This window comes from Tsukamurella sp. USMM236 (genome assembly GCF_037148755.1).
In the GTDB taxonomy this organism is placed as follows: Bacteria; Actinomycetota; Actinomycetes; order Mycobacteriales; family Mycobacteriaceae; genus Tsukamurella.
Genome location: NZ_JBBCSS010000004.1, coordinates 367,750 through 383,018 on the forward strand (window position 1 = coordinate 367,750; position 15,269 = coordinate 383,018).

At 73.0% G+C, this 15,269-nt stretch carries 14 protein-coding genes; 4 read left to right on the top strand and 10 right to left on the bottom strand.

All coding sequences use genetic code 11. The features are described from left to right. Positions 1-2: 2 nt before the first annotated feature. The 3 genes from WFK95_RS15865 to WFK95_RS15875 form a co-directional block, all read right to left on the bottom strand. Positions 3-1,610 carry a DNA polymerase Y family protein gene (locus WFK95_RS15865; protein ID WP_336671229.1) on the bottom strand — a complete coding sequence of 536 codons (1,608 nt, stop codon included), beginning with the start codon at positions 1,608-1,610 and terminating at the stop codon, positions 3-5. Beyond that, a complete protein-coding gene (locus tag WFK95_RS15870; protein WP_336671230.1) occupies positions 1,607-2,308 on the bottom strand; it encodes a hypothetical protein in 702 nt (233 codons plus the stop codon). The genes WFK95_RS15865 and WFK95_RS15870 overlap by 4 nt, the downstream gene beginning before the upstream one ends. 401 nt (positions 2,309-2,709) lie before the next feature. Further along, on the bottom strand, positions 2,710-4,215 hold the full coding sequence (locus tag WFK95_RS15875) for an amino acid permease (protein ID WP_336671231.1): 1,506 nt from the start codon (positions 4,213-4,215) through the stop codon (positions 2,710-2,712). A 50-nt stretch (positions 4,216-4,265) separates the two neighbouring features. On the opposite strand from WFK95_RS15875, the gene WFK95_RS15880 reads away from it, so the two are divergent. Further along, positions 4,266-4,814 (top strand): CGNR zinc finger domain-containing protein, encoded by a 549-nt coding sequence (locus WFK95_RS15880; RefSeq protein WP_224650227.1) that lies wholly within the window; start codon positions 4,266-4,268, stop codon positions 4,812-4,814. A gap of 17 nt (positions 4,815-4,831) precedes the next feature. After that, entirely contained in the window at positions 4,832-6,004 is a 1,173-nt protein-coding gene (locus tag WFK95_RS15885) for a serine/threonine-protein kinase (RefSeq protein ID WP_336671232.1), read from the top strand. A gap of 11 nt (positions 6,005-6,015) precedes the next feature. On the opposite strand, the gene WFK95_RS15890 is transcribed toward WFK95_RS15885, so the two are convergent. Both WFK95_RS15890 and WFK95_RS15895 read right to left on the bottom strand, forming a co-directional pair. Further along, positions 6,016-6,687, bottom strand: a complete 672-nt coding sequence (locus WFK95_RS15890) for a LuxR C-terminal-related transcriptional regulator (RefSeq protein WP_224650231.1) — start codon at positions 6,685-6,687, stop codon at positions 6,016-6,018. Then, on the bottom strand, positions 6,684-8,111 hold the full coding sequence (locus WFK95_RS15895; RefSeq protein ID WP_336671233.1) for a PspC domain-containing protein: 1,428 nt from the start codon (positions 8,109-8,111) through the stop codon (positions 6,684-6,686). Before WFK95_RS15895 ends, WFK95_RS15890 begins: the two co-directional genes overlap by 4 nt. A gap of 143 nt (positions 8,112-8,254) precedes the next feature. On the opposite strand from WFK95_RS15895, the gene WFK95_RS15900 reads away from it, so the two are divergent. Further along, complete coding sequence (locus WFK95_RS15900) at positions 8,255-9,628, top strand: PspC domain-containing protein (RefSeq protein WP_336671234.1); 1,374 nt, start codon at positions 8,255-8,257, stop codon at positions 9,626-9,628. Further along, positions 9,618-9,866, top strand: coding sequence for a hypothetical protein (locus tag WFK95_RS15905; protein WP_224650237.1), 249 nt, complete (start codon positions 9,618-9,620; stop codon positions 9,864-9,866). Before WFK95_RS15900 ends, WFK95_RS15905 begins: the two co-directional genes overlap by 11 nt. Here the strand turns inward: WFK95_RS15905 and WFK95_RS15910 are convergent. From WFK95_RS15910 to WFK95_RS15930, 5 genes are all read right to left on the bottom strand, one after another. Next, positions 9,799-10,605, bottom strand: a complete 807-nt coding sequence (locus WFK95_RS15910) for an SDR family oxidoreductase (protein WP_336671235.1) — start codon at positions 10,603-10,605, stop codon at positions 9,799-9,801. The genes WFK95_RS15905 and WFK95_RS15910 overlap by 68 nt on opposite strands. Before the next feature lie 40 nt (positions 10,606-10,645). Further along, positions 10,646-12,217 carry a glutamine-hydrolyzing GMP synthase gene (guaA, locus tag WFK95_RS15915; RefSeq protein ID WP_224650241.1) on the bottom strand — a complete coding sequence of 524 codons (1,572 nt, stop codon included), beginning with the start codon at positions 12,215-12,217 and terminating at the stop codon, positions 10,646-10,648. A gap of 51 nt (positions 12,218-12,268) precedes the next feature. Next, positions 12,269-12,649: a hypothetical protein gene (locus WFK95_RS15920; protein WP_224650243.1), complete on the bottom strand. Its 381-nt coding sequence runs from the start codon at positions 12,647-12,649 to the stop codon at positions 12,269-12,271. Positions 12,650-12,723: 74 nt separating this feature from the next. Next, the gene (locus WFK95_RS15925; RefSeq protein ID WP_336671236.1) at positions 12,724-13,380 is read right to left on the bottom strand and encodes a DNA alkylation repair protein; all 657 of its coding nucleotides are present in this window, start codon (positions 13,378-13,380) and stop codon (positions 12,724-12,726) included. Between the two features lie 26 nt (positions 13,381-13,406). Further along, positions 13,407-15,176, bottom strand: coding sequence for a GMC family oxidoreductase (locus WFK95_RS15930; RefSeq protein ID WP_336671237.1), 1,770 nt, complete (start codon positions 15,174-15,176; stop codon positions 13,407-13,409). Positions 15,177-15,269: the final 93 nt, after the last annotated feature.

A 15,269-nucleotide genomic window follows, 5' to 3' on the forward strand; every position in this document is an offset into this window, starting at 1 on the left:
GCCTACTCGTACACCCCCTCCACCTCCCAGCTCCCGGCGTACTGCAGCAGCAGGGCCCGCCCGTCGTCGCGGCCGGGCGCCGGCTCGAGCAGCACCTGGGCGCGGGCCCGCGGCTCGGCGGCGCCGTCCGCCGCCCACCAGCGCTCGTCGACCAGCCACGGCCCCGCCCACCAGCTGAGCGACCAGTCGCGGGAGCCCCACACCAGGTGCGTGGGCTCGCCCGTGAAGACGCCGCGCTCGGTGACCCGCACGGCCGCGCCCGCGGCGTCGGTGATCGTGACCGCGGCGCCCGTGACCAGCACCGACGGCGCCGGCTCCGGCATCCGACCCGGCCACGGCGCGGCCGGATCGCGCTCCGGGACCACCTCGTCGCCCAGCGGGACCCAGGTGACCCGCTCGGCCGGGCCGCGGCCGCCGCTGCGCACGCCCATCCGCACCGCCTCCCCGCCGAGCAGGCCCTGCACCCGGACCAGGGCGCGGCGGAACCGGGCGGCACCGTCGGCATCGTCGCCCCACATGCCCGCCTGCAGCGCGCCGGCGTCGACCACCTCCACGGGCTCGAGCCGCAGCAGGGAGATCGGGGCGCCCGGGCCGCCCTCCCCGCCCCGCTTCGCGGACCGGCCGCCGGTGAGCCAGCCGTCGATCTGCCAGCGCACCCGGTCGGCGGTGCCGTCCGGGGTGAGCGGCTCGGCGCAGCGCCAGATGCGGCTGTGCCGCTCGCCGTTCTCCGCGATCGCGGAGACCTCCAGCCGCAGGCACGCCACGCCCGCCGCGGACAGCTTGCCGTGCAGCTCCGTGGCCAGGGCGCGGCCCGCGAAGGCCGCCGCGTCGACCCGGTCGATGGGCGGGTCGGGCCGCAGCTCCACCTCCAGCCCGGGCGGTAGGGCCGCGGTGGACGGCGGCCGGTCCGGCACCGCGCGGGCCTGCCGGTGCGCGGCGATCGCGTCGGCGCCGAAGCGGGTGGCCACGTCGGTCGCGGTGAGCGCCGCGAAGGCGCCGACGGTGCGCAGCCCCAGCCTGCGCAGCAGATCCAGCAGCTCGGTGCGGTCGCCGCCCGCGAGCGCCGGCTCCGCCCCCAGCTGGGCGATGGGCAGCGGGGCGAGGAAGGCCGCCGACTCCCCCGGCGGCACGACGACGCCGCGGCGGGCGGCCAGGGCCGCGGTGAAGACCTCGTCGGCGATGCCGGCGAGCGACTCCGCGCCCACCGAGGACGCCGCGTCCACGAGGCGCTCGGCCGCCTGCTCCTCGCCGCCGAAGAAGCGCGCCGCGCCCCGGGCCGGGATCACCACGAGCCCCGGGCGCAGCACCTCGATGAGCGGGATCAGCGCCGCCACGGCGCCCGCCACGGGCTCGAAGAGCCGCGCGTCCCGCCCCTCGTCGGCCTGGGCGATGTGCAGCCCCGGGCAGCGGGCCTGGGATTCGCGGCGCTTCATGCCGCGGCGCACCCCGTCGGCCCGGGCCGGGGCGTTGCAGGCGACGACCCGGTTGCCGTGCAGGACGGCGACGGGGCGGTCGGGCGGCAGGTCCGCATCCGCCGCCGCGGCGGCCGCCGGCCAGTCCGGGCACCACAGGGCGAGGATGCGCTGCTCCTTCGCGGCGGGCACGGTCATCGGGCCACCGCCAGGCCTGCGGGCTCGCCCTGCGCCGCGCCCCGGTAGGGGTTGACGCAGCCGCGGCCGCGGGCGGAGAAGACCAGGTCGATCCCGCGAATCCGGCCGCGTCCGGGCCGGGCGCCGAGGCCGGTGTAGCCCCGCACGCGCGCGCCGAGGTGCAGCGCGGCGCCCTCCCAGCGGCCGCCGGTGACCAGCAGGATCGAGCCCCGGGAACGGGCCCGGGCGGCGATGGCGCGGCCGCGGCTGGGCGGCACCGCGATGCCCCCGAGCTCGCACAGCACCACGTCGGCGCCGTCGAGCAGGATCGAGGCGACGGCCACCGGGTCCGCGAGCGGGCCGGCGATGAGCGCGATCCGCTCCGGATCGGCCCCCTGTTCGAGTGCGGCGGCCATGCCGAAGCCGGAGACGCCGCACAACGCGACGCTCGATCCCGCCCGCGAGACGCCGGCCACCAGCGAGACCGCGAGCGAGCCCGCGCCCGAGAGCTCCGCGACCGTGCCGCGCGGCAGGCCGCCGCCCGGCAGCAGTCGGGCCAGCTCCTCGTGCACCGGCAGCACACCCATGCCGAGCTGCGCTGATTCGTCCTGCAGCGGCGCCTCCACCGGCGCCTGCACCTTCGCCGGACGATGCTTCTCCGGCAGCGTCGCGAGCCGCTTGCGCAGCTCCGCCAGCTTCTCCTCGCGATTGCCTGCCAACGCTTGAACACGTGCGGACATGTGTCACACCCCTCCCCTACCTTCGGATCCCGCGTCACCGATCAGTGCGGAAGCCGAGCCACGGGGAAGACATGACTAGAACTTCTGTTCGATCTTATCTCAGCGTAGATCCGCGATCCGAACGGCGTCAAGCGCCGAGGTGAGAGGGGTTCCAGCAGAGTGATGCGCCCGGCGCATCACACGATCGTCGCAGTTCACGAGCATTTTTCGCGGCGAGGCGATGCATCGCACGCATCACGTCGCCGGTGGGACGCAGAACCTCGGGATGAGGATGGTCGAGTACGCGAAGGTCATCACTCCCCTACCCTCGCCGCGCCCGGACCAACGAAGGCGGATCGCCCGTGTACCGGGGCGATCCGCCTTCCTCGAGCGATCGACTATCAGCCCACGCGATCCGGATCGTGGTGCGCGGAGGCCGCGGCGACGGGCGACAGATCCGCGGTCTTCGGGTCGACGGTCGGCGCCTTGGTGATGAGCTTGTGTCCCCACCACAGCCCGAGGAACAGGATCAGGGCCGCATACGTGGTGAGCCAGAGGCTGATGCTGGCGCCCGTCTCGGAGTCCTCGGACGCGAGGTAGCCCTGGCCCGCGACGACTGCGATCGACATGATCAGCGCCACGATCGGTCCCGCGGGGTACAGCCACGCCTTGTAGGGAAGCTCGTCGAGCGAACGCCCCTGCGCGTTCCACGCCCTACGGAACTTGTAGTGCGCCCACGCGATCCCGATCCAGGTCACGAACCCGGCGACCGACGAGGCGGCGACCAGCACCGTGTACGCGGCACCATCGCCCTTCGGGCCGGCGAGGAAGCACAGGCAGCCGATCACGGTGGTCGCCGCCGTGGCAGCGATGGGAACGCCGGCCTTGGTCACCTTGGCGAAGATCTTCGGCGCGTTGCCCTCCACCCCCAGGCCGTACAGCGCGCGCGTGGCGGCGAACAGGCTGGCGTTGCCGGCGGAGAGGATGGCGATGAGGATGACCGCGTTCATGATCGACGCCGCGGCGTCGATGCCCGCGAGCTTGAAGACCAGCGTGAACGGCGCCACCGCGACGTTCTCCGCGGAGGCGTCCAGCAGCTCGGGACTGGTGTACGGGATGAGGAAGGCGATGATCGTCAGCGTGCCGATGTAGAAGACCAGGATCCGGAAGAAGACGGTGCGCACCGCGCGCGGGATGGCGCTCTTCGGCTCGATCGCCTCGCCCGCCGCGACCGCGATCATCTCCGTGCCCTGGAAGGCGAAGCCCGCGATGAGGAAGACCGAGAGCATCCCCAGCGGCCAGTCCACGAAGGGCGCGTCGCCGATGGTCCAGTTGGAGAAGCCGGGGGCCGGGCCGTCGCCGACCACGCCCAACACCATCAGCACGCCGACGATCAGGAAGATCACCACGGCGATCACCTTGATCGACGCGAACCAGAACTCGGCCTCGCCGAAGGCCTTCACCGCGAACAGGTTCAGGGCCAACAGGCCGGCGAGGAAGATCACCGACCAGATCCAGGTGGGCACGTCGGGCAGCCAGAACTTCATGATCAGGCCGGCCGCCACCACCTCCGCGGCCAGCGTGATCGACCAGTTGAACCAGTAGTTCCACCCGGCTGCGAAGCCGAAGGACTTGCTGACGAACCGGCTGCCGTACTCCTCGAACGGATTACTGCACGGCATGTACGCCGACATCTCGCCGAGGCTCTGCATGAGGAAGAAGACCATGACGCCCATGAGCGCGTAGGCCAGGAGGGCGCCACCGGGGCCGGCCTGGCTGATCGTGGCGCCGGACGCCACGAACAGACCGGTGCCGATCGCGCCGCCGAGCGCGAGCATGCTGATGTGGCGGCTCTGCAGTCCCTGGCGGAGGGAGTCGTCGGGGGTGATTCCAAGAGGGCTGGACACCCGATGAGAGTAGCGACCGCAACGCCCATCCGGTTAGCATTCGCAGCGTCATGTTCTCCTACGACACCCGATCCGCCCTCGCGAGCGCCGCCGATCTGGTGAACACCGCCTCCGACGCGCGCACGGAGCGCCCCGAGCGCCTGCCCGACGTCGCCGCGCTCCGCGCCTTCGTGGAGCGCTGGGGCTGGACCGGGCCCATCCCCCTGCGCGAGGACGAGCTGGACCGCGTGCACGCCGTGCGCCGCGTCCTGCGCGGCCTGTGGGACCTCGCGGGCGACGAGGCCGGCACCGTCGACCTGGTGAACCGGATGCTGCGCGACGCGGCGGTCCTCCCCCAGCTCGTGCGGCACGACGACTGGCCGTACCACCTGCACGGTTGGAACGACGCGACGCCGATCGCGGAGCGCTTCCTCGCCGAGCCCGCGATGGGCATGGTCGACGTGGTCCGCGCCGACGCCCTCGACCGGCTCCGGCGCTGCGCCGCGCCGGACTGCGCCGGGGTGCTCGTGGACTTCAGCCGCAACAGCTCCCGCCGATTCTGCGACGACGGCTGCAACAACCGCTTGAACGTGGCCGCGTACCGCGCGCGCCGGGCCTGACCCTTAGGATCAACGGCGTGGCGGAAACGACGGGTGCGAGCGGCGCGATCAGGGGTGTCCCCGGGCCCGATCACCTGGTCGCCGGGCGCTACCGACTCACCTCCAAGATCGGCGGCGGCGGCATGGGCGCCGTGTGGCTCGCCCGCGACGAGCGCCTCGAGCGCGACGTCGCCGCCAAGCAGGTCATCTCCACCGAGGGGCTCACCCAGGAGGAGGCCGACGAGCTGCGCCGGCGCGCCCTGCACGAGGGCCGGCTCGCGGCCCGGCTGCAGCATCGCAACGCCGTCGCGATGTACGACGTGGCCCTCGACCGCGGCGAGCCCTGGCTGGTGATGGAGTACCTGCCCTCGCGCTCGCTGGCCCAGGTGCTGCACATGACCGGCTCGATGCCCGAGCGGCAGGTGGCGCAGATCGGCGCGCAGATGGCCGACGCCCTCGTCGAGGCGCACGAGGCCGGGATCATCCACCGGGACATCAAGCCGGGCAACATCCTGATCGCGAACCGCGGCCGTGCGTCGGGCACCGTCAAGCTCTCCGACTTCGGCATCGCGCGGGCCAAGGGCGACGACGCCGGCCCCACCGGGATCATCACCGGCACGCCCGCCTACTTCGCCCCCGAGGTGGCCCGCGGCACCGAGCCCTCCGAGGCCTCCGACCTGTACTCGCTCGGCGCGACGCTGTACACCGCGCTCGAGGGCGCGCCGCCCTTCGGCGTCGACGAGGACTCGATCGCCCTGCTGCACAAAGTCGCGCTGGGACAGATCAATCCGCCCAAGAACGACGGTCCGCTGGTCCGCGTCATCCTGGACATGCTGCAGCCGAGCCCGAAGCGGCGGCCCTCGCTGATCGAGGCGCGGGACCGGCTCGCCGCGGTCGCGGCCGGCGGCGGCAACCCCGCCGCGATCCTCGCCGCCCCGCTGCAGGCGACCGAGGGCGCGCCCGCGGTGTGGCTGCGGCGCACCGCCGGTGAGCGCACCCCCGGCGACCGGGCACCGTCGGCGCGCACGACGGCGTCGGGCCCGATCGAGCGGAAGCGGCCGATCCCGCCCGCGCCGCGGCCCAGCGCCTACGTGCCGCCGCCGGTGGCGCCGCCGTCGAAGATGTCGAACACCGTTCTCGCGGCGTGGATCATCGGCGGCTTCATCGTGCTCGCCGCGATCATCGCGGGCATCATCATCGCGCTGGGCTGAGCCCGGCGCGGTCAGTCCGCGAGGTGGCGGGTGTGCGCCCAGCGGGTGAGGGCGTTGCGGTTGCTCTGCTGCGTCTTGCGGAGCACGTTCGAGGCGTGCGTCTCGACGGTCTTGACCGAGATGAACAGGTCCTCGGCGATCTCCCGGTAGGTGTAGCCGCGCGCCAGCAGGCGCAGCACCTCCAGTTCGCGCGGGGTGAGCGAGTCCAGCTCCGGGTCCAGCGCGGGCTCCGGCACGGGCGAGCGGCCGGTGAAGGAGTCGAGCACGAAGCCGGCGAGCCGCGGCGAGAAGACCGCGTCGCCCTCGGCGACGCGGCGCACCGCATCCGCCAACTCGTCCCCCGAGATCGTCTTGGTGACGTAGCCGCGGGCGCCGGCGCGGATCGTGGCGATCACGTCCTCCGCCGCGTCGGAGACGCTGAGCGCGAGGAAGACCGGCGCCTTCTCCAGCTTCGCGCGCGGGGCGCCGTCGGTCACGCCGCGCAGCACGGCGACGCCGCCGCCGTCGGGCATGTGCACGTCCAGCAGCACCACGTCGGGGCCGGCGGAGAGGATCCCCGCCACCGCCTCGCCGACGGTGCCGGCCTCGCCCACCACCTCGATGGAATCCTCACGGGCCAGCTCGGCGCGCACGCCGGACCGGAACACGCCGTGATCGTCGACCAGGAACACCCGGTAGCTCACGCACTCTCCTCCGCTGTCTCCGGCGCGACCGTCTCGTCGCCCTCGGCGAGCCTCGCCATCGACAGCCGCACTTCGGTGCCCCGGCCCGGAGCGGTGCGGACCGCGACGCTGCCGCCGCGGCGCTCCATCCGGGACCGGATCGACTTGGCCAGGCCCTGCCGGTCCGACGGTACCCCGTCGAGGTCGAATCCGACGCCGCGGTCGCGGACGAAGACGGACACCGACGCCTCGTCGACCTCCGCGTAGGTGTCGATGCTCTCGCAGCCGGAGTGCTTGGCGGCGTTCACCATCGCCTCCTTGGCGGCGCCGAGCAGGGCCGTGAACCGGTCGTCGACGCCGAGCTCGGCGCCCTCGACGTCGCCCACGGTGATGACGTCGACCGCGACCGAGTGCGCGTCCTCGACGTCGGCCGCGGCGGCCTTGAGCGCCGCGGCCAGGGACTGCGCCGGGGCCTCGGAGCCGCCGAACAGCCACTCCCGGAGCTCGCGCTCCTGGCTGCGCGCGAGGCGCTTGACGGCGGCACCGTCGGCGGACTGCTTCTGGATGAGGGCGAGCGTCTGCAGCACGGAATCGTGCAGGTGCGAGGCGATCTCCTCGCGCTCGATGGTGCGCACCCGGGCGGCGCGCTCGGCGCCGAGGTCGCGCCACATGCGCACCCAGATCGGCACGGTGAGCAGCGCGACGCCGACCAGCGTGAGCACGACGGCGGCCAGCGCCGTCGGGATGGCGGCCACGTCGACCCGCCCCAGGAAGACCACGGCGAGGCCGACGATCACCAGCGTGACCCCGCCCAGCATCCGCAGCCCGGTGATGAGCCGGGAGCCGCCCGCGTGCGTGGACGCCGGTGTCCGCGAGGCGGAGTCGGCCTCCCGCCAGACCAGGGCCGCACCGATCCCGATGACCAGGACGGGGACCACGAAGCCGGCGCTGGTGTTGCTCGCCACGGAGGCGAGGGTCGCGGCGCCGACGACGCCGAGGACGGCCAGCGCGAGGCCCTGGCGGCGTTCGGCCGGGTCGGGATGCTCGGTGTCGGCGCCCGGGCGGCACATGAACCACAGCAGCGCGTACATCACCACGCCCGCGCCCAGCAGCGCGAGCAGGGTGAAGGCGATGCGGACCTTGGTGGCGTCGACGCCGAGGTGATCGGCGATGCCGCCGCACACGCCGCCGATCACCGCGCCGCCGTTGCGGCGGTACAGGCGGGGGTACGACGGTGCCGGGGCCGGCTGCACCGGGGGCGGGACGACGGCGGGCCGCGTGGCGGCCGGCGGGACGGCGGACGACGGCGCGGGCGCGCGGAACGGGGCGGCCGAGGCCTGCTCGGCACCCTGCTGCCACCCCTGCTGCCAGTTCTGCCAGCCCTGCTGCCACGCCTGCTGGCGAGCCTGGTTCCGCGCCCACCGGCGCTGTGCTCGTCTGCTCATGATCCCTCGATGGTGGCACGGATCCTCGCCCGCGGGTATCGGGGAAGCCCCTGAAAGATCACCCCTCACCCCGAGGCGCGGCGCCGCGATTTCAGGGTAGATCCCGATGGACCGGGGCGGCCGCGGCCCGCAGGATCGAAGGCATGGATACGACAACCCTCTCCAGCCAGCTCCGGCAGATGTGGGAGACCAGGCCGCTCCGGGCCCGCAACGCGCCGATCGCCGGCGTGTGCACGGGCTTCGCGCGCCGCTACCAGGTGGACGTCGCGCTGGTCCGCGCGGCGTTCATCGGGGCGACGGTGCTCGGTGGACTCGGTTTCGTCGCCTACATCGTCGGCGTCTTCGTGCTCCCCAAGGAGTCCGAGTACGCGTACGGCACGCCCGTGCAGCGCTCGGGCCCGCCGACCTTCGTCCTCATCATCGCCGCGGTGATCGCGGTGAGCTTCGGCAGCGGCATGAGCTCGTCCTGGCCGGGCGCCGGGATCATCAGCCTCGCCCTGCTGGCGGCCGGCTGGTACGCGCTGCACCAGCGCCTGCCCGTGCCGCCGCCCGGCACCGCCGTCTCCACGCGGCTCGCGCCGGCGGCCCCCGTCGGGGCGTGGCAGCCGCCCGCGGCCCAGTTCCCCTGGCAGCCCGTGTGGACGCCCACTGATCCGCGCGCCACCGCGGCCCCCGAGGCGCCGAGGGCCGACGCACCGGCTCCCGAGCAGGCCCCGGAGGCGAGCCCCGCGGACGCGACCTCGCAGCCCCCTCAGGCATCGGCACCGTCGGAGCCCTTGAACCTGCGGAAGGCGCCGGCCCCCGAGGCCCCGCGCGTGCAGACGCAGGTCACCGAGGAGATCCATCCGCCGCGCTGGGATCCGCTGGGCGCCGCGCCCTTCGCGTGGGACCTGCCCGAGCCGGCGGCGGCGCACGCCCCGGTTCCGGTGGAGCCCAAGCGCCGCACCCGGATCACGCCCGTCACGCTCGGCATCGCGCTGCTCACGGCCGCGGCGATCGCCACCGTCAACCTCGTGTTCGGCGTGCCGATCTCGCCGGTGGTGGCCGCCGCCATCGTGCTCGGCGTGGTGGGCACCGGACTCGTCGCGGGCGCCTTCCGGCGCAGCGGCTACGGCCTGCTCGCCGTCGCGATCCCCCTGGCGGGCTTCGTGATCGTGGGCACGATGGCGCAGAACGTGATGAGCGGTTTCGCCGACGCCCCGCGCGGCGACAAGCAGTTCGTGGTGCCCTCGCCCACCGACCTCCAGGAGCAGTACGTCCTGCAGGTGGGCTCACTCCAGCTCGACCTGCGGCAGCTCACCCTCGACCACGACCGCACCGTGACCACCCGAGTGGGCGTGGGCGACACGCAGATCCAGATCCCCGCCGCGATGAACGTCAAGGTGCAGTGCCAGGTGTCGGTCGGGGACTCCGACTGCCCCACGGCGCTGAACAGCGTCGTGACCCCCGGCGCCCCCACCCTGACCATCGACGCCCAGGGCAACGTGGGCAATGTGGAGGTGAATCGTGTCCGCTGACAACAGCTCCGGCCGCGAGCGCGGCACGTCGCCCGCTCTCCTGGTCGCCGGGATCGCGGCCCTCGCGATCGCCGCCTGGGGAATCGTGGGCGGCCCCCGCCTCATCGACGCCGGCACCCTGCTCGGGATCCTCGCGATCGGCGCCGTCGTCGTGGCGGGGGTGACCCTGATCAGGCCGCGAAGAGGCTCCGATTCCGCTCCGCCCACTGCGCCAGGCTCATCGCCGGACGCCCACTGAGTTCCTCGACCAGCGAGTTCGCCTCCTGCCGGTACCGGCGGGAGGCGTCTTGCAGGTCCAGGTACCAGCCGGCCATGTCGCCCATCTCGGGGCGCAGGGCCTCCTCGGCCGCCTCGCGGCTGATCTGCTCGAAGCCGACCTCGCGGCCGATGCCCTCGCCGATCTGCGCGGCCATCTCGACCCGGGTGAGGAAGCTCGGCCCGGTCAGCTCGTAGACCTTCCCGACGTGCGCGGCGTGATCGTCGGCCGCGAGGAGCGCGGCTGCGACCGCAGCGATGTCCTCCATGGAGATCGGCGCGCTCCCCGCGTCCGGGTAGGGCTCGCGGACCACGCCGGTGGCGACCTGGCCCGCCCAGCCCGCGAAGTTCTCCATGAACTCGCCCGGTCCCAGGACGGTCACGTCGATGCCGCTCGCCAGGATCGTGTCGGTGAGCGCCTGCCAGTGCGCACTCCCGGAGGTGGCGACCACGTACTGGACGCCCGCGTCCTTGGCCCGGCGCAGCACCTCCGCCGCCGTGGGCTCGTACGGCGCGAGGTACATCCCGGTCACGCCCTCGAAGGCGCCGTCGAGCGTCTCCGGCTTGCCGATGAAACCGCTGAAGGCCTCCACCCCGCTCGGCAGCGCCGCCTTCGCGGGGTTGGTGGTCAACGCCCGGATGTCCGTGACACCCCTCGCCACCAGCTCGTCGACCACTTTCCGTCCGATGTTGCCCGTTGCACCCGTCACAAGAATCGTCATGGCAACGACGGTACCGGCGGCACCGGTCAGATCGTGACCGCTATTCCCACTCGATGGTCCCCGGCGGCTTGCTCGTCACGTCGAGCACCACGCGGTTGACCTCTTCGACCTCGTTCGTGATGCGGGTGGAGATGATCTCGAGCGTCTCGTAGGGCACCCGCGTCCAGTCCGCGGTCATCGCGTCCTCGGAGCTGACCGGGCGCAGCACGATCGGGTGGCCGTAGGTTCGGCCGTCGCCCTGCACGCCCACGCTGCGGACGTCGGCGAGCAGCACGACCGGGCACTGCCAGATGGTGCCGTCGAGGCCCGCGGCGGTGAGCTCCTCGCGCGCGATCGCGTCGGCCTTGCGCAGCAGGTCGAGCCGGTCCTTGGTGACCTCGCCGACGATGCGGATCGCCAGGCCCGGCCCGGGGAAGGGCTGCCGGCCGACGATCTCCTCCGGCAGGCCCAACTCGCGGCCGACCGCGCGGACCTCGTCCTTGAACAGCAGGCGCAGCGGCTCGACGAGCGTGAACTCCAGGTCCTCCGGCAGCCCGCCCACGTTGTGGTGGCTCTTGATGTTCGCCGTGCCCGCGCCGCCGCCCGACTCCACCACGTCCGGGTACAGCGTGCCCTGGACGAGGAAGTCGATGGTGTGGCCCTCGGCCGCCCGCGCGCCCAGCGCCTCGGAGACGACGTCCTCGAACGACCGGATGAACTCGCGGCCGATGATCTTGCGCTTCTCCTCGGGATCGGAGACGCCCTTGAGGTGCCCGAGGAAGGTGTCCTCAGCGTCGACGGTGATCAGGCGCGCGCCCGTCGCCTCCACGAAGTCCTGCTGCACCTGCTCGCGCTCGCCCTGCCGCAGCAGCCCATGATCGACGAAGACACAGGTCAGACGGTCTCCGATGGCCTTCTGCACCAGAGCGGCCGCGACGGCGGAGTCCACGCCGCCGGACAGCGCGCACAGCGCCAGACCGTCACCGACCTGGGCGCGGACGTCCTCGATGAGCTGCTCGGCGATGTTCGCCGCGGTCCAGGTGGGCTTCAGCCCGGCGATCTCGTACAGGAAGCGCGTGAGCACCTCCTGGCCGTGCGGGCTGTGCAGGACCTCGGGGTGGTACTGGACGCCGGCCATCTGCTTGCCGACGTTCTCGAACGCCGCGACCGGGGCGCCGGGGGTCGACGCCACCGTCGCGAAGCCCTCGGGCGCGACCTGCACGGCGTCGTTGTGGCTCATCCACACCGGCTGCTCGGCCGGGAGCCCCACGTGGAGGACACCGTCGCCCTGGGGGGTGAGGGTGGTGCGCCCGAACTCGCGCCCGCCCGTGTTGGCGACGGTGCCGCCGAGGGCCCGGGCCATCATCTGGAAGCCGTAGCAGATGCCGAAGACCGGGACGCCGAGGTCGAAGACCGCGGGATCGAGGTTGGGCGCGTCCTCCGCGTAGACCGACGCGGGGCCGCCCGACAGCACGATGGCGGCGGGGTTCTTGGCGCGCACCTCCTCGGCGGTGATGGTGTGCGGCACCACCTCCGAGTAGATCCGCGCCTCGCGGACGCGGCGCGCGATCAGCTGCGCGTACTGCGCGCCGAAGTCGACGACCAGAACCGGGTTGGGTGAGGAGTCCGTCACCCGGCTCAGTCTAGTCGCGGGCGGGGCCGCGTTCCGACAGAGGGCGGGACATCACGGCACGTCCACGAGCTCCCAGAGCGGCACGTGGGCGTACCAGGGGAACTCGTCGGGCGTGACGCGGACCCGCCGTCCGGCGAGGATCGCCTCGTTCTCTCCCCGCGCGTGCGGGGACAGGACGTCGATCGCCGCCTCGGCGACCCGGTGGACGTCGGCCTCGTCGAACCGGGCCCAGAGCACCCGGCACCGTCGATCGGCGGACGGGGTCCCGGGGTGCTCGATCGCCCACTGCCGCAGCAGCGAGGGGTCCTCCGGGGAGCTCGCGAACTCGAACAGGGCCGAACCCGCGCCCAGCCGGTCGGCGATCGACGCGGTGACGCGCGGCTCGTCGTCGGGCCGGATGAGGACGGTGACGAGGGGGAATCCTGCGGACATGCGGTCACGCTACGGCGCCGGGCCCGCCGCGGTCATCAGGGTTTCTCCGGGTTCCGCCCCTGATAACGCCCGGTCTAGGCCTCGCGGCGGCGGACGATCTCGGCGATCCAGGCCGGCGCGAAGGGCGAGGTGCAGCCCTTCGACACCGGGTAGTCCGCGAGCACCTGCAGGTCCTCGCCGATGGCGACGGCGCGGGCACGGCGGGACTCGTCCTCGATGCCGATGGTCGCGAGGGTCTCGTTCATGGCCCACTGCAGCTTCGGCTCGGCGTCGCGCATCTCGCGGGCGATGGTGTCGAGCAGCGCGTCCCGGTCGAGGTCGGCGGTGGTCACCGCGTGCGTCGTGAGGGCCCAGCCGGCCGCGCGGACCCGCGGGTCGGCGTCGCCCCACCACCGCTCCCGCAGGGCGGAGGCGTGCGCCGACTTCTTCACCAGGTAGTTCAGCAGCCAGTCGTGCGCCTTGTCGCTGCGCGCGGTGCGCAGCATCGCGTCCAGCTCGTCCGCGGTGAACTGCTTCGGCTTCGCGATGAGCAGGGCCACCAGCTGCGCGGCCACGTCGCCCGAGTCCCACAGCTCGCCGGCCAGCTCGCGGTCGGTGCCGAGGGACTTCGCCAGCGCCCGCAGCTTCGTCAGGTTCACCCCGTGCGGGTCGCCGTGCCGCTCGTTGACGGCCCGCGCCTTCGGGTCCTCCAGCGCCGCTAGCTCGGCCACGATCTCCTCGACTCGCGTCATGACACCGAGGGTAGCGGCGCGGACCATCAGGCCTGGGAGTCCGCGTCCTGCTGCGCCGGCGCCTCCTGTGCCGGACGCACCTTCGGCAGCGGCAGCAGCAGCTGGCCGGGCGCGCCCGCGGGCACGGCGGGCGCCTTGGGCGCGGTCGGCGCGATGCGCTGGTAGCCGGCGCCCTGCGCGGGACGCGGGTCCTGCTCCCCCTTGTTCGGCCACAGCGACGCGGCGCGCTCGGCCTGGGCCGCGATCGACAGCGACGGGTTGACGCCGAGGTTCGCGGAGATGGCGGCACCGTCGACCACGAACAGCGACGGGTAGTTGTGGATGCGGTGGTACGGGTCGATGACGCCGGTCTCGGGCGTCTCCGAAATCGCTGCGCCACCGAGGAAGTGGGCGGTCATCGGGACGTTGAAGATGTCGCCCCACGTCCCGCCGGCCACGCCGTTCAGCTTCTCCGCGCCGATCCGCGCGGCCTCGTTCCCCGCGGGGATCCAGGTCGGGTTCGGCGCGCCGTGGCCCTGCTTGGAGACCATGCGCCGCTTCTTCGAGCCGGGAATCTTCTTGGTGTACGTGGTGATCGAGTTGTCGAGGCTCTGCATCACCAGCAGGATCAGCACGCGCTGACCCCAGTCCTTCTGCGTGAGCAGCAGTTTGAGGTCCGTTGGCTTCTTCGCGAGGCCCTTGAGGAAGCCGCCGAGGCGGGTGCGCTTCTCGCCGCCGTCGACGAGCAGGGTCTGCAGCAGACCCATGGCGTTGCGGCCGGGGCCGTAGCGGACCGGCTCGATGTGGGTGTCGGGCGTCGGGTAGAAGGAGCTGGTGATCGCGACGCCCTGCGAGAGGTCCTGCGACGGGTCGGCGACCGTGCGCGCCGAACCCAGGATCGACTCGGAGTTGGTGCGGGTGAGCACGCCGAGCCGGTCCGAGAGCTGCGGCAGCGCGCCGGTGTCCTTGAGCGAGTGCAGCAGCGTCTGCGTGCCCCAGGTGCCGGCGGCGAAGACCACGTTGTCGGCCGTGTAGACGGTCCGGTTCTTGCGCGCGACGGCACCGGTGCGCACCGTCGACACCTCCCAGACGCCCTTGCGGCCCTCGCGCAGCGCGGTCACCGTCGTCATCGGGATGAAGCGGGCGCCGCCCGCCTCCGCGAGGTGGATGTAGTTCTTCATCAGCGTGTTCTTGGCGCCCACGCGGCAGCCCGACATGCACTGGCCGCACTCGGTGCAGCCCGTGCGGGCGGGGCCGGCGCCGCCGAAGAACGGGTCCGCGTCGGTGCGGCCCGGCTGGTTGAAGTACACGCCCACCGGGGTCTCGGTGAACGTGTCCGCGACGCCCATCTCCTCCGCGATCTGCTTGATCACGCGGTCCGACGGGGTCTCGTGCGGGTTCTTCACCACGCCGAGCATGCGGCGGGCCTGGTCGTAGAACGGGCTGAGCTCGTCGTCCCAGTCGGTGATGTGCTTCCACTGCGGGTCGTTGAAGAACGGCGCGGGCGGCTTGTAGAGCGTGTTCGCGTAGTTCAGCGAGCCGCCGCCCACGCCGGCGCCGGCGAGGACCACGGCGTCGTTGAGCAGGTGGATCCGCTGGATGCCGTAGAGGCCCAACTTCGGCGCCCAGACGAACTTCTTGAGGTTCCAGGTGCTCTCGGCGAAGTCCTCGTCCTCGAAGCGCTGCCCGGCCTCGAGCACGCCGACGCGGTAGCCCTTCTCCGTCAGGCGCAGCGCCGTGACGCTGCCGCCGAACCCGGACCCGATCACGAGCACGTCGAAGTGGTCGCCCGACTTCTGCCCGACTGCCTTGGCCATCTGGAACCCCTCACCCGTCCGTGGCGGACATGTGTCACCGGGCCGCGGCTGAAACGGCCCTACTGACGGGTAACGGTACTACTAAACGCCACT